This is a genomic window from Streptomyces sp. NPDC059255, assembly GCF_042752355.1.
Classification (GTDB): domain Bacteria; phylum Actinomycetota; class Actinomycetes; order Streptomycetales; family Streptomycetaceae; genus Streptomyces.
In genome coordinates this window covers 121,377-138,994 of record NZ_JBHYZP010000014.1, presented here as the reverse complement: position 1 = coordinate 138,994, position 17,618 = coordinate 121,377, and the positions used below count along the sequence as shown (strand labels likewise).

At 70.2% G+C, this 17,618-nt stretch carries 20 protein-coding genes; 5 read left to right on the top strand and 15 right to left on the bottom strand.

Going from position 1 to position 17,618, the window contains the following annotated elements:
- Positions 1-78: 78 nt before the first annotated feature.
- Together ACFXKG_RS18655 and ACFXKG_RS18650 are read right to left on the bottom strand one after the other, a co-directional pair.
- Positions 79-453 (bottom strand): SCO4225 family membrane protein, encoded by a 375-nt coding sequence (locus ACFXKG_RS18655; protein WP_384839721.1) that lies wholly within the window; start codon positions 451-453, stop codon positions 79-81.
- Between the two features lie 81 nt (positions 454-534).
- Positions 535-1,476, bottom strand: a complete 942-nt coding sequence (locus ACFXKG_RS18650) for an MFS transporter (protein WP_384839869.1) — start codon at positions 1,474-1,476, stop codon at positions 535-537.
- A gap of 68 nt (positions 1,477-1,544) precedes the next feature.
- On the opposite strand from ACFXKG_RS18650, the gene ACFXKG_RS18645 reads away from it, so the two are divergent.
- Together ACFXKG_RS18645 and ACFXKG_RS18640 are read left to right on the top strand one after the other, a co-directional pair.
- Positions 1,545-3,086 carry a recombinase family protein gene (locus tag ACFXKG_RS18645; RefSeq protein WP_384839718.1) on the top strand — a complete coding sequence of 514 codons (1,542 nt, stop codon included), beginning with the start codon at positions 1,545-1,547 and terminating at the stop codon, positions 3,084-3,086.
- 481 nt (positions 3,087-3,567) lie between these two features.
- Positions 3,568-3,855: a helix-turn-helix transcriptional regulator gene (locus tag ACFXKG_RS18640; RefSeq protein ID WP_384839715.1), complete on the top strand. Its 288-nt coding sequence runs from the start codon at positions 3,568-3,570 to the stop codon at positions 3,853-3,855.
- A gap of 77 nt (positions 3,856-3,932) precedes the next feature.
- Here ACFXKG_RS18640 and ACFXKG_RS18635 read toward each other — a convergent pair whose 3' ends face one another.
- The 3 genes from ACFXKG_RS18635 to ACFXKG_RS18625 are packed head-to-tail and all read right to left on the bottom strand — an operon-like array spanning position 3,933 to position 4,947.
- Complete coding sequence (locus tag ACFXKG_RS18635) at positions 3,933-4,157, bottom strand: hypothetical protein (protein WP_384839712.1); 225 nt, start codon at positions 4,155-4,157, stop codon at positions 3,933-3,935.
- The gene (locus ACFXKG_RS18630) at positions 4,154-4,480 is read right to left on the bottom strand and encodes a DUF6415 family natural product biosynthesis protein (RefSeq protein WP_384839709.1); all 327 of its coding nucleotides are present in this window, start codon (positions 4,478-4,480) and stop codon (positions 4,154-4,156) included. The genes ACFXKG_RS18635 and ACFXKG_RS18630 overlap by 4 nt, the downstream gene beginning before the upstream one ends.
- Positions 4,477-4,947 (bottom strand): hypothetical protein, encoded by a 471-nt coding sequence (locus ACFXKG_RS18625; RefSeq protein ID WP_384839706.1) that lies wholly within the window; start codon positions 4,945-4,947, stop codon positions 4,477-4,479. The genes ACFXKG_RS18630 and ACFXKG_RS18625 overlap by 4 nt, the downstream gene beginning before the upstream one ends.
- A gap of 201 nt (positions 4,948-5,148) precedes the next feature.
- Here ACFXKG_RS18625 and ACFXKG_RS18620 point away from each other — a divergent pair, with 201 nt between their 5' ends.
- Positions 5,149-6,543, top strand: a complete 1,395-nt coding sequence (locus ACFXKG_RS18620; protein WP_384839703.1) for a hypothetical protein — start codon at positions 5,149-5,151, stop codon at positions 6,541-6,543.
- Here the strand turns inward: ACFXKG_RS18620 and ACFXKG_RS18615 are convergent.
- The gene (locus tag ACFXKG_RS18615; RefSeq protein WP_384839700.1) at positions 6,540-7,073 is read right to left on the bottom strand and encodes an NUDIX hydrolase; all 534 of its coding nucleotides are present in this window, start codon (positions 7,071-7,073) and stop codon (positions 6,540-6,542) included. The genes ACFXKG_RS18620 and ACFXKG_RS18615 overlap by 4 nt on opposite strands.
- A 136-nt stretch (positions 7,074-7,209) precedes the next feature.
- On the opposite strand from ACFXKG_RS18615, the gene ACFXKG_RS18610 reads away from it, so the two are divergent.
- Together ACFXKG_RS18610 and ACFXKG_RS18605 are read left to right on the top strand one after the other, a co-directional pair.
- A complete protein-coding gene (locus ACFXKG_RS18610; RefSeq protein ID WP_384839697.1) occupies positions 7,210-7,392 on the top strand; it encodes a hypothetical protein in 183 nt (60 codons plus the stop codon).
- A gap of 98 nt (positions 7,393-7,490) precedes the next feature.
- Positions 7,491-8,210 (top strand): hypothetical protein, encoded by a 720-nt coding sequence (locus tag ACFXKG_RS18605; RefSeq protein WP_384839694.1) that lies wholly within the window; start codon positions 7,491-7,493, stop codon positions 8,208-8,210.
- A gap of 69 nt (positions 8,211-8,279) precedes the next feature.
- Here ACFXKG_RS18605 and ACFXKG_RS18600 read toward each other — a convergent pair whose 3' ends face one another.
- The 9 genes from ACFXKG_RS18600 to ACFXKG_RS18560 form a co-directional block, all read right to left on the bottom strand.
- A complete protein-coding gene (locus ACFXKG_RS18600; protein ID WP_384839691.1) occupies positions 8,280-8,645 on the bottom strand; it encodes a hypothetical protein in 366 nt (121 codons plus the stop codon).
- Positions 8,638-9,105: a hypothetical protein gene (locus tag ACFXKG_RS18595; RefSeq protein ID WP_384839688.1), complete on the bottom strand. Its 468-nt coding sequence runs from the start codon at positions 9,103-9,105 to the stop codon at positions 8,638-8,640. The genes ACFXKG_RS18600 and ACFXKG_RS18595 overlap by 8 nt, the downstream gene beginning before the upstream one ends.
- Complete coding sequence (locus ACFXKG_RS18590) at positions 9,066-9,287, bottom strand: holin (RefSeq protein WP_384839685.1); 222 nt, start codon at positions 9,285-9,287, stop codon at positions 9,066-9,068. The genes ACFXKG_RS18595 and ACFXKG_RS18590 overlap by 40 nt, the downstream gene beginning before the upstream one ends.
- 86 nt (positions 9,288-9,373) lie before the next feature.
- Positions 9,374-10,273, bottom strand: a complete 900-nt coding sequence (locus ACFXKG_RS18585; RefSeq protein WP_384839682.1) for a peptidoglycan-binding protein — start codon at positions 10,271-10,273, stop codon at positions 9,374-9,376.
- The gene (locus tag ACFXKG_RS18580; protein WP_384839679.1) at positions 10,273-10,500 is read right to left on the bottom strand and encodes a hypothetical protein; all 228 of its coding nucleotides are present in this window, start codon (positions 10,498-10,500) and stop codon (positions 10,273-10,275) included. The genes ACFXKG_RS18585 and ACFXKG_RS18580 overlap by 1 nt, the downstream gene beginning before the upstream one ends.
- A 60-nt stretch (positions 10,501-10,560) precedes the next feature.
- Positions 10,561-11,058 (bottom strand): hypothetical protein, encoded by a 498-nt coding sequence (locus ACFXKG_RS18575; RefSeq protein ID WP_384839676.1) that lies wholly within the window; start codon positions 11,056-11,058, stop codon positions 10,561-10,563.
- Positions 11,055-11,504, bottom strand: a complete 450-nt coding sequence (locus tag ACFXKG_RS18570) for a hypothetical protein (protein ID WP_384839673.1) — start codon at positions 11,502-11,504, stop codon at positions 11,055-11,057. Before ACFXKG_RS18570 ends, ACFXKG_RS18575 begins: the two co-directional genes overlap by 4 nt.
- A 10-nt stretch (positions 11,505-11,514) precedes the next feature.
- On the bottom strand, positions 11,515-13,992 hold the full coding sequence (locus tag ACFXKG_RS18565) for a LamG-like jellyroll fold domain-containing protein (RefSeq protein WP_384839670.1): 2,478 nt from the start codon (positions 13,990-13,992) through the stop codon (positions 11,515-11,517).
- Positions 13,992-17,618: a hypothetical protein gene (locus tag ACFXKG_RS18560; RefSeq protein WP_384839668.1), complete on the bottom strand. Its 3,627-nt coding sequence runs from the start codon at positions 17,616-17,618 to the stop codon at positions 13,992-13,994. Before ACFXKG_RS18560 ends, ACFXKG_RS18565 begins: the two co-directional genes overlap by 1 nt.

The following is a 17,618-nucleotide window of genomic DNA, read 5'->3' as shown; positions in this document are numbered from 1 at the left end:
GGCGGGCGCCGCATCCCGCGGGCCCGCCGGCGGCCCCGTAGCACCGGACGGACACCTGGCTCGGCCGGCCGGGGGGCGTCACGCCTCGCGGGCGTGGGCGGTGCCGGTGGAGGGCCGGTGGAGCAGCAGCCGTACGAAGGCGCCTATGGCGATCGACTGGATCAGCACGGAGAGGACCAGCGCCGGGTAGAGGAAGCCGGAGGAGGCGGCGAGGTCCTCCCCGATCATCCCGCCGCCGATGAGGAAGACGAAGACGGCCGGAGCCGCGAGGAAGAACAGCCACGTTCCGGCGAACGACGCGTCGTCGTGGTGCACGAAGAGCGTGTCGACCGTGACGAACAAGGCCGCCGCGCCGACGAGGGCGAGGTAGACCTGCGAGGCGCGGTTGCCGTGGGCGAGCCGCGCGAGTCCGGTCAGCCGTCCTGAAACCATCGTGTTCTCCCTGGAGTTCATGGCTCCTCCCGCGAAGTGGGGTGCCCTTGGGTCTGTTTCCAGGGTGCGGGAACTCGAACGGCTGTGCCTGAGTACTCCTACTCATCCTTCGTGGGTGTGCCCCGCCGGGCCGTTCGCCGAGGCGCCGCGGGCCGCGTGGGCGATGAGGGCCGCCGCGCCGGCGAGCAGCGCCACCGTGGTGAGGGCGAGCGGCAGCGAGAACCAGTCGGCGAGGAAGCCGATCGCGGGCGGCCCGAGCAGCATCCCGCCGTACCCGAGCGTGGACGCGGCGGCGACCCCGGAGGGCCCTGCCAGCGCGCCCGCCCGGCCGATGGCCACGGGGAAGATGTTGGCGAGGCCGAGTCCGGCCACGGCGAACCCCGCCAGGGCGAGCCAGGCGGTGGGCGCGAGGGCGCCGAGCAGCATGCCGAGGGCGGCCGTCACCCCGCCCAGCACCAGGGAGCGGGTCTGGCCGAGCCGTTCCAGCAGGGCCGTGCCCGAGAGCCGGCCCGCGGTCATGGCGAGGGCGAAGAGCGAGTAACCGGCCGCGGCCACCGCGGGGGTGGCGTCGAGGTCCTGGCTGAGGTGGAGCGCGCTCCAGTCGGCCATCGCCCCCTCGCCGTACGCCGTGCACAGCGCGATCAGCCCGAAGAGGGCGACCATCCGGCGGGTGCGCCGGTCCGGCCCGCCGCCGCCCCGGCCACGCTTCTCCGTACCCGTACCGTCCGTACCCGTACCAGCCGCAGCTGTACGGTCCGCATCCGCATCCTCATCCTCATCCGTACGGTCCGCGCCTGTACGGTCCGTAGCCTTCGTACGCTCCGCCGCCGGCGCGGGGATCCGCAGCAGGGTCCGGCCCGCGGTGGCGGTGACCAGCAGCCCGACGGCCGACAGAAGAGCCAGATGGACGGCGGGAGAGAGACCGCCCGCGAGCAGCCCGCCGAGCCCCGCCCCGACCATGCCGCCCAGGCTGAACGCGGCGTGGAAACTGGAGATCACCGGGCGCCGCAGGGCGGCGACGAGATCGACGGCGGCGCTGTTCATCGCGACGTTCAGTCCACTCAACGTAAAGTACTCACTAATAGCTGCGACTCGACTGTTCCGGGGGCTCGATGTCCGACCTGATCACGCCTCAGAAAGCGTGCCTGTACTGCCGTCTTTCGTATGCGCCGGATGGATCCCTGGAGAAGGTGGAGCGCCAGGAGGCCGACGGCCGAACCATGGCCGGCCGCCTGAACTGGCCGGACTTCTGCTGCGTGTACGTGGACAACTCCCGCTCGGCGTGGCAGCGGAATCGGCACCGCCCCGACTGGGAACGCATGCTCATCTCGCTGGACCCAACGACCGAGCACCAGCACGACGGCATCATGGTCTACCACGGCGATAGGTTGATCCGGCAGCCGTACGACCTCGAGCTCCTGCTCAACATCGCGGACCAGCGGAGGATCCCGCTCGCCTCGGTGTCCGGCGTCCGAGACCTCTCCAGCCCCGACGACCGGTTCATCCTGCGGATCGAAGCCGCCCAGGCATGCCGCGAGTCGGACAACACCTCGCGGCGGGTGAAGCGCGGCATCAAGTCCCGGACGAGCAAAGGTCGCGCGCGGCCGGGCGGACGCCGGCCCTTCGGGTGGGGCGTGGACACGGGGCGCGTACGGGTGAAAGTCGACCCGGAGTCCGGCGAGGAGAACCTGGTGCTGGTGCTGGACTACGACCAGACGGTGCCGGAGGAGACGAAGCTGCTGGCCGACGTGGCCGCGCGGGTCCAGGCCGGGATGAGCAAGCGTGGAGCGGTCCGGTGGATGAATAAACGGTCCGTCACGTCCATGGGGAACCCCTGGTGCGTGACAACTCTTACGAGGGCCCTACTCGCTCCGCGGATGGCCGGCCTGGTCGAGCATCAGGGCGTCTACCACAAGGCGGTCTGGGACCAGGTGATCTCCCAGGCACTGTGGGAGGACCTCCGCGCGCTGCTCGCAGAGCGCGGAGAGAAGTACGGCTACCACGGTCACGACCGCCGTCATCTCCTGTCAGGGATCGCCGAGTGCTCCGACTGCACCACGGCCACCGCCGAGTGCAAGCTGTGTGCCACCGACATCGTCGGCAAGTGCATGAAGCATCGGGCCACGGTGTGGAACAAGCCGGTCGGCAAGAAGGGCGCACGCAGGTCGCTGATCTACTACTGCAAGATCTGCGGCCGGGGACGCAACGAGGCACACCTGGACGCGTTCGTCGGCGCGAAGTGCGTCCAACTCCTCAACCAGGCCGACTTCCTCACCGAGCTCTACACCACGGACGCCGGCCCCAGCCCGGCTACAGAGATCGCGTCGCTGGAGCAGCGCCGCGCCAGAACAAAGAAGACCCTGGAGAACCTCGGTGACACCGAGTTGGACCCGGAGGTGGTGGTCGCGTCGCTTGCGTCGTTCGACCGGCGCATCTCCCGGCTCCGAGATCAACTCGCAACGACCGCGGAGCGCCGCGTACTTCTGACGGTCGTGGGGATCAGCCGGAAAGAGTGGGAGGGCCTCGACATCGACGTACGCGCGTCGGTCGTAAGCGCCCTGTTCCGAGTACAGGTCAAGCGCGCGCGGATGGGCAGCGGCTTCGACAGCGAGAGCGTCGCCCTGGTACGTAAGCCACTCTCATCGTCTTCGTGACCCTGGCCGGGGATGAGACGCAGGCGGGGGCGTCTGCTGTGGGCGACCGCGGTCTGATGCTCCCGCTGGACTGAGTCCCTAGCTCGACGCACCACCGACAGCCATCGGGTGCGGCGCTCAGGGTCCGGCTCTTCTGCCGCGGCGTTCAATGCCTCGCTGATGGCGTCGAGTTGGTCACCGAGCTGCTCCAGATTTCGCATGAGTGGTGCTCTCCGATCCGGGCCTGCAGGGCAGAGCGCTGCTCCCTTCTGCGTCCAGGCCCCCGCGCAGGAGAGAGAGTGTCATGAGTAAACCTCAGGTCAAGGCTGGCGCGAAAGGGGCGCAGGAGCTTTGTGTGTGCGCCCTGCACCTATGCGTCACCAAGAGTGCATCCCTCCCCAGGGCTTGCGTCGAGCGAACGAGAACCAGCCGATGATCTTGTTATGGATTGGCGACCGTTTGGGTACTGACGGATGATCTTGGTCCGCCCAGCGTGTTCCGGGTGCCAGCCCGCCGAACCCCCCGCCCAGACTGGGTGCTCGCCCAGTGCCGCGCCCTCGGCCACCGCATCGCCACCCGGCGCGCAGCAGTCCAGATGTCCCAGGACGACCTGGCAGCCCGCACCGGCGTCGAACGCCGGACCATCCAACGGTACGAAAACGGCCGCCGCGACCCTCGATACGCCGACCTGCTGCTGATAGCCGATGCGCTCGGCGTACCTATTGAGGACCTGGTGCGGACGGAGCCCCGGCCGGCGACGACGGGGGACGACTCCCGGCCGGGGCGGTAAATGGGGTCCGGCCGTAGGGGTGGCGCGGCCGGACCGGCCCGCACGCCGGGGCGAGCACCCCGGGCGGCGTACGGGAGTCAGTTTCCCCGACGCCTCGCGCGCCTGGGACTGTGCCTGGGGGGCGCTTCGTCGAGCGGCACCACCACCGTCAACGTGCCACCGTCCTCCGCCGTCCACTCCTTCCCGCCTCCGTAGAGCGGGCGCAGCACGTAGGTGCCGCTGCGGACGTCGGTGACGATGCCGTCTCGGTCGGTGGCCTTGTCGTGGATCTGGTCACCCACCCACACCTTGCCGTCCCTCATGATGCGGCCCCTGTCAGTCCTGCGCCGTAATGCTCCAGGAGCCACTCGCAGTCGCGGCGCAGGAGGGCTACGTGCACTTGAGCGGACAGCGGCGACAACGGCATGTCGGCGGCCGCGTGGCGCCGCACTATGTCCAGGCGGGCCCGGCGGCCGCACCACTCCCGCCCACCTCGCCACATGCCGTCGACCTCTTCCTCGGCGGCAGGCAGTAGGTCCGTGATGTGAGCCGTCAGTGCCTCGGCTGCCTCGATCAGCTCTGGGAGGCTGGCCCGCGTGTCGGCGAGGGCGGCCGACTCGGCGAGGGTGGCCTCGATGGCGCTCACCGGGAAAGACCCTGGCGATCGCGGCCGGCGTGCAGCAGCTGCACGACAGCGGGCGGGGAGCACAGGGTGCGGGCGCCGTTGAGCGGCACGGTCCAGTGGATGCCCTCCGGAGCGGTGCGGTCGAGGCGGGGCACCGGCAGGTAGTTGCCTGCGCCGAGTGCGGCCGCGTGCGGGGAATCCCAGGTGTCCGCCGTGCCGGCAGGGACGAGTGCCAGGTACCAGCCGGGCGGCGACCAGATGACGGGGCCGGCCAAAGGGCCCAGCACGGCAGCAACGGCGGAGTGCTCGGGGATACTGGCCGCCGCGTGCACCAAGCGCTGCGGAAGCTTCACCGCATCGAACAGGCTGCCAAGGGCGAGGACGGCAGGACGCCCCTCGCGCCAATCTCGGAACGCGGACTCAGGATCTCGAATCGTCCTCGCCAGCCACTCTTCGAGGGGCGTGATGGCGAGCTGGTCATGCGTCATGGTCGGCTCCAGACGGTACGGGCTGGGCGACTCAAAGGTGCCGCCAGCCGTCTGAATCCGCATTGGCACTCTCGGTACGAAACCGGCAGGCCCTCATCTGGTGCGTATGAAGAACACGCCGACATGTCATACCGAGTGCATGAAAGCCGGGCGCGCCCTCGCGACGGTGCCCTTACCGTGGGCGCAACGGATGGAGCTGGGATGCGTAGCGACTCGAAGCGGCTCGCCGGCACTCTCATCGCGAGGGCCGAGGCTGAGCGCTGGACCCGGTGGACCCTCGTGGCGTGCATCGCGGAGCAGGCAGGCTGCACGCTGCTCCAGGCCCACCGGCTCGCTCTGCCCGAAACTCTGGATGGTGTGCGTGAGCGACTGGCGCAGCTCGGGGCCCGCGTGACGGTCCAACAACTGTCGGCATGGGAAACGGGCAAGGGCCGTCCTGGTCCGGCGAACGCGGACGCCCTCTGCAGGCTGTACGAGACGCGGCCGGACCGCCTCGGGTACGGCCGCGACTACACCCCGCCGGGCGAGACTGCGCCCGCCGTCGCGCCGCCCACCGAGACGCCTGCCCCGGCCGGCCCCGCCGAGGCGCCCACCGGGCTGACGATGATGCCGCCGACGAGTACCGCCCTCGCGGCCCTCGCGTCCGTACGCAGGAGCATGACCTCGATCCTCGCAACACCCATAGCGGAGACCACGATCGACCAGTGGGAACGGCAGGCCGCCGAGTACGGGCACGCCTACCAGATCACCCCGCCGTCCGGGATCCTCACCGCCGCCGTCACCGACCTCCTGGAGCTGCGGGCGCTGCTGGAGCAGCGACAGCCCACGGACGTCCGCGCGCGGCTCTGCCGGATCGGCGCCCAACTCGCCGGTACAGCGGGCATCGCGCTCGTCGCCCTCGGAGAGCACCGAGAAGCCCGGCAGTGGTACCACCTCGGCCAGCTCCTGGCCGAAGAGACGGGCGACCGGGCACTGCGCGCCTGGCTGCTCGCCCGCGAGGCGGTGATCCCGTTCTACTTCGGGGCGCCCGCGGCCGCCCTGGCCTTGGCCGAGCGGGCTCGGGTCCTCGCCGGATCGGCGGTCTGCGCGACCGCGGCGTGGGCTCCGAGCCTGGAGGCGAGGGCTCTTGCCCGCATGGGCCGGCACCGCGAGGCTCAGGACGCAATGGCCATGGCCGAGCGCGCCTTCGCCAGGCTCACGTCGGCCGACACGGGGGATACGGCCTACGGCTACACCGAGCGACAGCTCACCTGGCACAGCGGCAGCATGTGGACGACGCTGGGCGACACCCGCAGGGCCCAGGCTGCGCTTCAGGCGGCCCGGGACCTCTATGGCCCCGGCGAGCACCTGGACCGCGCGCTGATCGCGATGGACGAGGCGACGTGTCTGCTGGGGGTGGGCGAGACCGCGGTGGCGTGCCGCGAGACGGAGATGCTCCTGCTCGGTCTGCCTCCCGAGCATCGGACGGGCATCGTCATCTCCCGTGCTCGGGACCTCCTGGCGGCCGTGCCCGCGCGTGCGGCGGCTACGGCTCCGGTGCGGGACCTGCGCGAGCTGGTGGAGGACAGTGGCCGGCCGGAGCTGACCGCGGGCTAGCGGCGGGCGATCAACTGGAGCAGCCCGGTGACGGCGACGCCGGCGACGATCTGCCGGTCATCGATCATCTGCTGCACCTGGTCCAGGGGGCGCCATTCGATGCGGTCTGCCTCGTGGGTATCGACGGGGTCGGCCACGCGCACCGCATCTCGACCCAGGAAGACATGGTGCTCGGCCGTGGACATTCCGCCAATGGGCTGGTTGTACGCGAGCGGTTCCAGCGCGCTCGCCTCGACCTGATAACCCGTCTCCTCCAGTGCCTCGCGCGCGGCTGCGACGGCCAGGTCCTCGCCCGGCTCGACAATGCCGCTGGGGATCTCCCAGTTCCAGGTCTTCGTGGCGAAGCGGTGCCGCCACATCAGCAGAACGCGCTCCGAGTCGTCCAGTAGGACGGTCGCGGCCACCGGGGCGAGCTTGATCAAGTGATGCTCGTACCTTGCGTGTCCGGGAGGCTCTACGTCGACCAGGTCCAGCTCGACCCACGGGCTGGTGTAGATGGTGCGGGAACCATGTACCGTCCATTCACTCACTGGCTACCTCCTATCTATGATCGGACAGCGTGTCACAGACCGAAGCCGAGGGGCGACTGCGGCCCTGCATAGCTTGTGAGGCTCTCCGCATCGCAAGGGCGGCGCCGCCCAGTGGTGTAGTCCATATTCTGAGTGCATGTCCTTCTCTCCCCGGGCCCACGGGCCCGCGCTGCGTCCTGCCGCTGTGGTGAACGCGGACATACGCGCGCTGTGGGCGGCGGCCGGTGGTGCGCTGACGAGGGAGGAGCGGGCCCGGTACGAGCAACTCCTCGCGGAGTGGGAAGCAGCCGCTCGCGCGGAGGTCGAGCGGGCCGCGTAACCTTCCTTGCGGTACTAGGTACCGGTGTCCTACGGTATTCGGTACCGCTAGGGGGGTGTTGTTGCGCCTGCCCTTCCACCACCCGATCTGAGGGCACCATGACCGACGACACCCCGCCGAGCACGTCCCGACGACGCCCCAGCACCTCAGCCTCTCCCGCCCCGGCTGAGCAGGTCGCCGACATCGAGCGACTGCTCGCCAGGCGGGACGACGGCACCCCGCTCGGACGACTGACCGCCGAACTAGTCGCCACCATGATGGCGTTCGAGCGCAAGGAGGCTGCGGCAATGCGCCGGCCTCACTCCGATGACCTGCTCGACAACTCGGGGCTCCTCGGCCTGGCGCGGGACTACGCCCACGCCGTCACCCCCGAACAACGCGACCAGCTCGCCGCGGAGATCGCCGACCGGCTCACCATCGACGAGGCTGGCGTCATCCTCCGCGCCGCCACCGCCATCAAGACAGCGCTCCCTCGCATCATCCTCCGCGCCAAGGAAAACCAGGACACCACAGCGGAGATCGCCCGCGAGCTCGGCATGACCGACTCCTACGTACGGCGCCTCATCCGCGAGCACGTCCAGTACTCATGGCGCCTCGACCTGTATGACAGCGAGGCCGGTCCCGGATGGCAGCGATGGGAGACAGGGGGCGACCTCGTGCCTGCCGAACGCACCGTCACAGACTTCGCAGAGCACATTCTCCGCGCTGCCGGCCGCGGTCCCCGCGAACACCGCGCCCGCGTGCTGGTCTGGAACGACACCCACGACCAGTCCGACGAGGCCGCCATCTACACCCACGAGCAGAATCCCACCGGCTGACCTGATCGCGGGCATGACGAAAGCGCCCCTCCGCCCGCCCCCGTTCTGGGGGTGGGCGGAGGGGCGCTGTCACTGGTCGATGAGTGGACGGTCGGACGGATCAGGCTCGGGCACCACCCCGCCGGCCCGCCGGATGGTCCCCTGCAGAAGCCGGTTGTACCGGACCAGCGCCGCGATCTGATCCCGCGTTGCCGCCTGCTCCGCCTCGAGCTGGTGAATCCGCTGCTCCTGCGCGGTCAGCTTCAGGGACTGCCGCGACACCACCGTGGCGATCCCGGCCAGCGTCGTCAGGTCCGCACCCACCAGCTCGGCCGGTTCGGGCTCGGCCACGGGCACCTCCTGCCGGCGGATCCGCCCCCCGCGCGCGGTCATGATCCCGCCCACGGTGGTGATCAGCAGCGCGATCACCCCGTACCAGGTCGACGGCTCATCCATGCTTCACCACCGGAATCAACACCTTCGGCCGCGTCACCCGCGCAATGATCGCGATCAGCACCGCGTGCGACCCCCACGGAGCCACCGCCCCCCACGCAGTCGGCGACGCACCCAGCGCCCCGCCCATCGCATACGCCACCGACCACAGCAGCGGCGGCGCCATCGCCGCCAGCACCCCAACCGTGTCCCGGCCAGCCGGGAGACAGCAGCACACCAGGCACAGCAGCCCGCACGCGATCCACCCCCAGCCCCAGGCGTGCATCGGCATCAGGTCCAGCAGAACCGCGATCCCCCTCGTCGTCCCGTACCGAGGCTGTACCGCGATGCTGGCGCCGTACGAGATCCAGGAGACGCCGGAGATGAGCAGGGCCAGGCCGCGCCAGCCCAGCCGCGCCCACACTCGGGCCGGCGCGGCCCGCATCACCGGAGCCCGGCCCGCGGGGTGTGCTTCGCCACCCACCCCCCGACGAACGTGATCGTCGTGGGGATCAGCGCGAGGACGAACGGCGCCAGCGCGCTCGGCATCCACTCGACCAGGCGCGCGTTGTCCTGGACGGCCGTCAGGCCCGCGAGGAGCCCGGTCGATCCGACATACGCAGCGGCGGACGCGACGCTGACCTTCTTCTCCACAGCAGCAGACACGTTGATTCCCTTCATCAGTGCAGGTCAGATGGATGGTCTGAGATCCGGCGCAATAAAATGATTCCGAATCTCAGACCCGGTGAGAGTCAGGTGCGCGGGACCTTGAGGCGGTCCCAGCTCGTCTTGCCGGGGACGCCGTCGGCGGCCGCTCCGGTGTAACCGCACTTGCGCTGCCACGCTGCGTACGAGGCGCGGTCGGTGTCCGACCACTCGGGCCCGGGCCCGACCTTGTACCGGCCGCAGCCCTCCGCCACCAGCCGCCGACCCATCGCGGTGACGATGGCGCTGCGGCGGCCGGCCGTGAAGAAGCCGGCGCCGGGGAACGGCTCGTACGACGACGACGGCTTGGGTGCCGGCGGTTTCGGCGCAGGGGGCGTGCCGAGCCGGGTAGCGATCCGCCCGCGCATCGAGTCCATGCCGAACCCCTTGGGGTCGATCTTGTCCCTCGACCATTCCAGGTGACCGATGACGCTGCGCGCGCTCCAGCCGTGGACACGGCAGATCGCGGCCGAGGCCTTCTCGATCGCGTCGAGCTGGGCGGCGGGCCACGGGTCTTTCCCGTCGCCGAGGTTGACGCACTCGAAGCCGTAGAACCGGGCGTTGCCGTCCTGGCCCCCGGAGTTGCCCCGGGCCGGCGTGGGCGGGCGGTCGCCGTAGTCCTCCGCGATCACCCGCGCCAGAACCTTCGGGTCGCCGCCCCCGGCGTGGTTCGTTCTGCCGTAGCCGACGAGGTGGACGACGCCGGTCTTGTCGATGACGCCGTGGCACAGCGGCCCCGGCAGGCCGGCGTACCCGTCGCGGCAGATGGCGACGGACCGGTCGGTGCCGGAGGTGACGGTGTGGTGGATCATCACGCCGTTGACCGGACCCCAGAGGCGGGACGACGAGGTGCGGGTGTGGGTGGCCCAGCCGGGCGTCTCCACCACGGCCAGGCCCTCCGCTCGGAGTATCGCCGCGAAGGATGCTGCGGCCATCGGTGAAGCCATCAGCGCTGCTCCGTCCGGTCGTGCCGGGCGATCGACGCGTTGGCGAGCATCACGGCCTCGTCGACGGCGTTGATCGCGCGGGTCAGCTCGGGTGAGGACGGGCAGAGTTCGGCGAGCAGCTCGGCGAACGTGAGGGCGCCGGCGCGGATCTGCTCGTACCGCTCGGGCTGGTTGCCGACGGGCGGGTGGTAGGTGAACCGGTTCTCGAGGTCGAGGCCGTAGGCCATGTGCATCTCCAGACATGACGAAAGCCCCGGCCATCGGCTCGGGGCTCGGGGTGGTGGGGGTCAGGTGGCGGTCTCGTAGGTGAGCGTGACGCGCAGCAGGTTGGTCGCGGCCCAGGTAAACGGGTTGGCGGCGCCCGCGTTGTTCAGGTTGGAAACGGAGCCGGACGCGGGAAAGAAGCACTGGAAGTTCGGCGCGTTCGGGGCGATCAGGGTGTGGCCGGCGACGCGGATGCTGCCTACCGCATGGGCCAGTCCCACCTTGTGGCCGACGCCGGTGGCCGAGCCGAACGGCAGGCTGAAGGACCAGGCGCCGGCGCCGTAGGTGGTGGTGGAGCCGCAGGTGAGTTCCAGGCTGATCATGCAGGTGCGGCCCCACTTCATGTAGCGGCCGTTCAGCGTGCCGTTTCCGAGGGAGGGGTTGGTGGTGACCGCGGTCCACGTCGGGGTCCAGGAGGTCCAGGCGTCGAACATCGAGTTGAGCTGGTCGCGGATCTCCTGGTTGAGCTGGGCGGCGCTGACGATTTCGCCAGCACCCCAGGTGCGCGGGGCGAAGGTCACGGGGTCGGCTCCTCGGGTTCCGTCGGCGGCTCAGGCTCGGGCTCGGGCCGGTTGGGGTTGCGGGGATCGTCGGGGTGCCACCAGAACCGGCGCGCCAGCGGCAGCACCTCCGCCTCGATGGCCTCGACGTCGTCGGGCACGATCAGTTCCACCCAGGCGCGCCGGCACTGTGCGCATCCGAACCGCGGGTCGAGGACGGAGACGACGCACGCGGAGCGGCAGGCGTCGCACTCGGCCAGCCACCGGTTGTCGTCTATCCGCGCGTACACCGGCGGCGCGTCGGGCTCGAAGGTGGTGGGGATGGGGATGCGGCGGCCGCGGACTTCCCACCACAGGTAGACGAGTTCGGCGCCGCCGTATCCGGACCAGTCGACGGGGTCCTGGCCGCGGGGTGGTGTCGGCGGCAGGTAGTACGTCTCTGCGCGGACGATGGGCAGGGGCGGCATGCGGGGCTCCTCAGTAGCCGAGGCGGGTGGTGTAGTCCAGGACGGAGTACGTGGGGTCGTCCAGGACCCAGACGGAGTCGCGGGCGCTGGTGCTGGTGCGGAACGCGAGCACGTGGCTGGCTTCGCGGATGGTCTCCGAGTAGCCCTCGATCGTGACGCGCATCGAGCTGGCCGGGGCCTGTACGGGCAGGTCGTTGATGGAGAAGTACGAGCTGATGTCGGCGTCGAGGATGTCGCTGTAGCGGGGGTGCGTGTACGCCTCGATCGTTGCCTCGCGCAGTTCGGGCTGCGGGTTGGCGTAGCGGGAGACCTGCCAGTACGCCGCGTCCAGCACCGAGTTGTCGCTCATCTTCAGGAGGGTGAGCTGCTGTTCGTACAGGCCGAACGCCAGCACCGAGGCGGACGCGGTCGCTCGCTGGGTGGCCCCTCCCGGCCGGCTCGCTTCGACCGCGTTGCACAGCTTCTGGTCGTCGTCGGCGAGTTCGACGCCGCCGGTCTCGAGGTCGGCGTAGGCGGAGGTGAACGTCTCCAGGCTGGGGCTCGGGTTGTAGCGGATGTCCCGGCTCTGGTAGGCGAGGCCGAAGTAGTCGCGCTCGGCGAACAGCCGGGCGGACTCGGTGGCTTCGACCTCCCGCATGCGCGGGAGCACGCCTGTGCCGCCTTCGCCCTGGGATGCGACCGGGTCGTGCGTGAATCCCCACACGGTGACGGAGGTGAGCCCGGCATACCGGGCCAGGCGGGCGATCCGAAGGGCCGCGGTCTCTCCCGCGTAGCCGGTGGTGCCGGCCGTGTAGTGGTCGGCATAGACGGCACCGAGGGGGCCGTTGGCGTGGTGGATGGCGAGGTGGGCGATCTGCCCGGACCACAGGCGCCCGCCGCCGTACCCGCCGACATGGAGGATGCGGGCGTTGCCCTGGGTACTGATGGCCAGGCTGCCGCCGATCTGGACGCCGTCCACCCAGATGGTCTTGGCCGCGTTGTCGTGGACGATGTGATGCCATGCGCCGTCAGCCAAGTTGGCGCTGGCGGTGGTGACGGTGGTCAGGCTCCCGCCGTCCTCGGTGTGCTCCACCGTCAGCACGCCGCTGCCGTTGAGGGCAAGGACCAGGCGGTGATCGAGCCCCGGCTCGTACAGGCCGAGGATCGCGCGCCCGGCCGTGGACGTCTTGATCCACACCTCGATCATCGGGGACAGAACCGTGTGCTCCGGGGTCGCGTTGCTGTCGGACTGGAACAGCGCGCCCAGGTCTCCGGTGAGGTACCGGCCAGCCGACGCGCTGGCCGGGGTGAACGTCACGCAGGTGTCGCCGGTCGCGGGCAGCCCGGCCGCCCCGAATTCGATCGTGCCGCCCGCGCCGACCTGGGTCTGTGCGATGGCGCCCGCACCTCGGCCGGACAGGTCGCCGGCCGCCGTCGCCCCGGTCTCCTCGGCCATCGGGAAGTACGCGGAGAGGAGCCGGTAGTAGCCCACCGGCACCGAGGACATGATCTCCTCTGCCAGGCAGCTCTTCAGCGCGGGCAGCCGGTTGAGCCGTTTGAACAGGTCGGTGGCCGTGACCGTCACGGTCGACACGAGTCCGTTCCAGGAGACCGGCAGATCGTTGAGGGTGCCGTGGAACCGCCAGCGCGGCCGGTGCCCGACCAGGTCGAACTCGCAGAAGTCAGCGGCTCCGCCGGTGCGGTTGGCGACCATCTCGACCGCTACCTGCTGGGAGGTCACCCAGGCCGGTGTGGCCAGGGTGCGCTGCGTGGTCCACGTGGTGCCGTCTCCGCTGGTCTCCCAGCGCAGCGTGCCCGCGGACTCGCGGATCCGCAGCCACACATGGTCGATCGCCGAGTACGTCAGCACGGTGGCCGACCCGTCGAAATAGCCGGTCTCCGACACCAGGCGCAGCGTGCCGCCCCCGAGCGGCGAGTACGTGAACCCGCACCTCGTTCCGGCGGTGGTGCTGTTGACCATGACGGACACCGAGGCGGCCGACGATCCCGAGACGCCGGGCAGCGTCGCGATCTTCAGGGAGAGCTGGGAGCCGGCCAGCAGCCAGGACCGTGCGGTCTGGTAGGCGGCGAACCCGCCGGGGATGACGGGGATGCGGGCCCGCCCGCCGGTCTCGACCGCGCCGCCATAGCTGTTGGGCCACAGCCCGGTGTCGATCCGGTCGTCGTCGAAGTCGTCCGCGAGCTGGGCAAGCGACCACGGCGCGGCCCCGGTGCGGGCGGTGGTCGTGGTGACCGCCACCCGCACCGGGGTGTTCCGGCGGACGAACGGCCAGTACGGGCTGTTCGGGTTGCCCGGCGTCAGGGCCCCATCCTGGTTGTCGAGGCGGGCGGACATGCTGGCGGGCTGGACGTCCGACAGTTCGTCCTGGGCGCCTCGGGTGATACTCACCCCCTGCACCATGTCCAATCGCGACGAGACATCCGTCCAGGTGATCGACCACGGGTACTGCACCAGCCCGCCCCAGCCCATCTCCATCAGCAGCGCCATCAGGCAGTCACCCCCAGCAGATTGACGTTGACACCCTGGTTCCGCTTGAGCATGAGCAGCAGCTTCTGGACCTGTTGCGCGACCGCAACGGGGTCCATCGCTCCCTCGACGCGGATGTCCACGTTCATGACCGCGCCGGCCGCACCGGCCGCGCCCACAGTGGGCACGCCGAGGGCGGGTCGGGTCGCGGCGACGCGGCCGGTGACGGTGGCGAGCGCCTGGTCCAGGAACGGAATCCCCTGGACCAGTCCCACCGCCAGGCCCTTCGTTGCGTTGGCCCCGTCGGGCATCAGCTTGCGTGCGGGCGAACGGATCCCGAGAGCCTTCTTGATGGCCTTCTGCATCCCCTGGGCGATCTTCACCATCTGCGCTTCGATGGCCTTCTGCTGGCTGCTGAGCCCGGTGAGGAACCCCTTCCCCGACGCCGCGCCCGCGTCGTACATGACGTCCGCGCCGACCTTGCCGAACTTGTCCGTCTCGGAGTTGACCGCGTACTGGAGGGAGGTGATCGACTTCAGGGTGGTGGTGGACGCCCCGGCCAGCGCGGACGCGTAGGCGTATCCCTGCTCCGGCCCCATGTTGAGGATCTGCTTCAACATGCTCTTGGCCAGCCCGCGCTTGCCGAGGATCTTGATGTAGTTCGTGAACTGCTTGATCTTCGCGAGCTGGGCGCTCAGACCGGCCTGGATGGACCCGGCCGACACCTGCCCCTCCTCGATGCCGAGGCCGGACAGCGACGCGTCCTGGCGCGCCGTCTCCGTCCACCCTTGCGCGTTCTTCTTCGCCCCCGCGATCTTCTGCGCGAGCGCGTCCCGCTTCGACGCCAGGCCCTGGAGCTTGGCCGTGTCCCGGTTGACCATCGCGACGAGCTTGGAGTCCTTGGTGGACTTGGTGCCCTTCCACGCCGCCCAGATGTCCTTGACCAAGTCTTTCGCCGTCGCGCTGATCTGGGCTTTGGAGCCGGTCATGCCGATGATCAGGCCCTTGCCCGCGTCGGCGGCCAGGGCCTTCGTCTTCTTCGACGGGGAGGCGATCTCCAGTTCGTCACGGATCCCCTGGAGGATCGCGTCCGCCATGGCCCGGCCGCCCGCGCCGACCTCGCCGGTCGACACGGACATGCCGCGCTGGAGGCCGAGGCCCGCGTCCCGTCCGGCAGTCCGCGCGTCGGCGACCATGCGCATGCTGGAGCGGTGGTCGTAGATCTCCGTCCCGCCCCCGCCGAAGCGCATCAGCTCCGGGCCCTCTTCACCGACCCACGCCAGCTCACCCGGCTTGGGCTTACCGCCGCCGGCGTAGCCGCCGATGGACTTGGCGAACGCGGACGCCTTGGAGCCGCTGGTCCGGTACTGGACCATCACGCTGACGGTCTTGCCCTGTACGGATCCGATCGCACGCTTGGCCGCGGCCACCTTGGCCTGGAGGTCGGAGATCGTCGCGAGGAGCTTCGCACGTCGCGAGTCAGGCACCGACTTCAGCTGACCCTTGGCAGACTTCAGCTTGGCCTGGAGGTCCTCCAGATTCCCCTTGAGCTTCGCAGTCTTGTCCGGCGTCCGCAGGATCTGGTCAGCAAGCTGCTTCGCCTTATCCCTGTTGAGGCCCATCGCCCGCGCGGACTCGATCAGCTTGGCGCGGCCCCGGTCGTAGATGCCGTTGACGGTGGACCAGGACGCCCCGGACTGCCGGGCCTGTGCCGCCGCCTCGTCCGTCTTGGCCGCGAGGTCGTTGAGCGCGCTCGCCGCCGTCCGGGCCTTCTCCGAGTTGAGGTTGAGCTTCCCGCCGGACATCTCCAGCGCGCCGGCGTTCTTCTTCGCCGCCTCCGCTGCGGCATCGATCGCGGCCTCGAACCCGATCATGCCGCCGAGACCATTGCGATGCACGTCATTCAGCGCCTGGATCGACTGGCGCAGCCCGTCAGCGCTGGCCTTCTGGGCGTCGAGCTTCCGCTGGACCTCGCCCGCCTGCGCGCCGAACAAGCCCATGCTCTGTGCAATGAGCTTGGCCTCGAAGTCGGCGTTGGCCAGCGCGGCCTTGTAGTCGCCGAGCTGGGCGCGCAGTTCGCCGCTGGTCATGCCCTGCTTCCGCATGGCGGCGGCCACCTGGTCGAACGCGGCGCGCGCCAACTCCGGCTTCCCGGAAGAGACGAGGTTGGCCAGCGCCTTGTCGACACCGTCCAGGTCCCGCTTCGCTTCCTTGACCGGGGTGGAGTCCATGCCGATCAGCGAGGTCAGCCACTGCTGAATCCCCTGGGCGTTCGACGGGCGGGCCAGCACCCGCAGGGATTCGCCGAGCCCCGAAAGGTCTTTGCCGTAGGCGCGCGCGGCCTCGCCGGACACGCGGCCGGTGGAGCCGAGTTGCCCGAGCGCGGTCGTCAGCCGGTCGACGTCCGGCGGCGTCTTCTTGCCCATGCTGGAGAGCTGCATGAGCCCGAGGATCAGCAGCCCGATCCCCGTCCCCGCCATCGCCAGCTTGGCCCCGCGTGACAGAGTGCCGATCGCCGCGGTCACCGCACTGAGCCTGCCGGGCGCCGCCGCCGCAGCGGTCTGCATCGCAACAAGTTGGATACCGACGCCGGCCAATGCCGAGCGGACCGCGACCATCCCGGCCCCGGCGAGTTTCACCGCCTTGATGGCGAGGGCGAGTTGCAGCAGCGCGGCGATGGCCCCGGGTGGGACGGCGGCCACGATGCCGGTCAGCGCGTTGACGATGTCGAGCATGCCCACGCCGACGTCGCCGCCCGCATCGAGGACATGGATCAGTGCCTCGGCGATGTTGCGCAGGACCTCGCCCACGACGGGCCCCTGCTCCCGGGCGTAGGTCATGAACTCGGAGAGCGCGCCACCAACGCGGCCGGTGCCGGACCGTCCCAGCGACAGGAGTCCTTCGTTGACCTGGCGCAGCGTGCGCGTGGCGAACTGGGTGAACTTGGTGTTGAGGGCGTCGAAGCCCGGCGTTGCCATGGATCCGGCCGCGATCGTGACCATCCGGTCAAGCTCACGGCTGGTGCCCTTCACCAGGCCCGTCGTCCGGGGGAGGAGGCTGTTGGCTACGGCCAGGCTCTTGGTGAACACCGGCATGGTGTCGGCGGCGAGTGTGTCGGACCAGTCGGCGAAGTTGTCCTTCAGGATGCCGAGCGCCGCCGCGGCCTTCCGGGTCTCGGGTGGCATCGCCTGGACTGCGGCCAGGTACTCCTGGTGCGCGGTGACCGCCTGCTCCGAGCGGGCACCGGACTTCGCGACGGCGTCCGCGTGCTTCTTCTCCGCTTCGGACGCCTCGTTCATGGCGCCGATCTGCGGAATGATCGCCGCCGTGAACGAGGCGACGGCGACGGTCGCAGCGCCCGTGCCCGCGACGATCGGCGCGAGCGAGGCCGCGATGGGCAGCGCCGCGGGGGCGAGCGACAGCAGCGCGCCGCCGAGCGCGTCGATCGCTTTCTCTCCTGCGTTCGCGTCCCGCTGGAGACCGGCCATGCGGTTGGCGACGTCCCGCTGCATGCGGCCCATCGCGCTGGAGCTGCCGTTGGCGGCGGTGGCCAGGCGACGATGCAGCCGCTGAGCGGAGTCCCCCGCCCGGTTCAGCACGCGAGAGAGCTGGTCTCGGCCGTCGAGGATGAACGTCAGGCGGGCCAC

Coding starts and splice junctions, on each gene's coding strand:
- ACFXKG_RS18655 (WP_384839721.1), bottom strand. CDS start 453: ATGAACTCCAGGGAGAACACGATGGTTTCAGGACGGCTGACCGGACTC.
- ACFXKG_RS18645 (WP_384839718.1), top strand. CDS start 1,545: ATGTCCGACCTGATCACGCCTCAGAAAGCGTGCCTGTACTGCCGTCTT.
- ACFXKG_RS18600 (WP_384839691.1), bottom strand. CDS start 8,645: ATGGATGAGCCGTCGACCTGGTACGGGGTGATCGCGCTGCTGATCACC.
- ACFXKG_RS18635 (WP_384839712.1), bottom strand. CDS start 4,157: ATGAGGGACGGCAAGGTGTGGGTGGGTGACCAGATCCACGACAAGGCC.
- ACFXKG_RS18620 (WP_384839703.1), top strand. CDS start 5,149: ATGCGTAGCGACTCGAAGCGGCTCGCCGGCACTCTCATCGCGAGGGCC.
- ACFXKG_RS18580 (WP_384839679.1), bottom strand. CDS start 10,500: ATGGCCTACGGCCTCGACCTCGAGAACCGGTTCACCTACCACCCGCCC.
- ACFXKG_RS18625 (WP_384839706.1), bottom strand. CDS start 4,947: ATGACGCATGACCAGCTCGCCATCACGCCCCTCGAAGAGTGGCTGGCG.
- ACFXKG_RS18650 (WP_384839869.1), bottom strand. CDS start 1,476: ATGAACAGCGCCGCCGTCGATCTCGTCGCCGCCCTGCGGCGCCCGGTG.
- ACFXKG_RS18605 (WP_384839694.1), top strand. CDS start 7,491: ATGACCGACGACACCCCGCCGAGCACGTCCCGACGACGCCCCAGCACC.
- ACFXKG_RS18610 (WP_384839697.1), top strand. CDS start 7,210: ATGTCCTTCTCTCCCCGGGCCCACGGGCCCGCGCTGCGTCCTGCCGCT.
- ACFXKG_RS18585 (WP_384839682.1), bottom strand. CDS start 10,273: ATGGCTTCACCGATGGCCGCAGCATCCTTCGCGGCGATACTCCGAGCG.
- ACFXKG_RS18565 (WP_384839670.1), bottom strand. CDS start 13,992: ATGGCGCTGCTGATGGAGATGGGCTGGGGCGGGCTGGTGCAGTACCCG.
- ACFXKG_RS18570 (WP_384839673.1), bottom strand. CDS start 11,504: ATGCCGCCCCTGCCCATCGTCCGCGCAGAGACGTACTACCTGCCGCCG.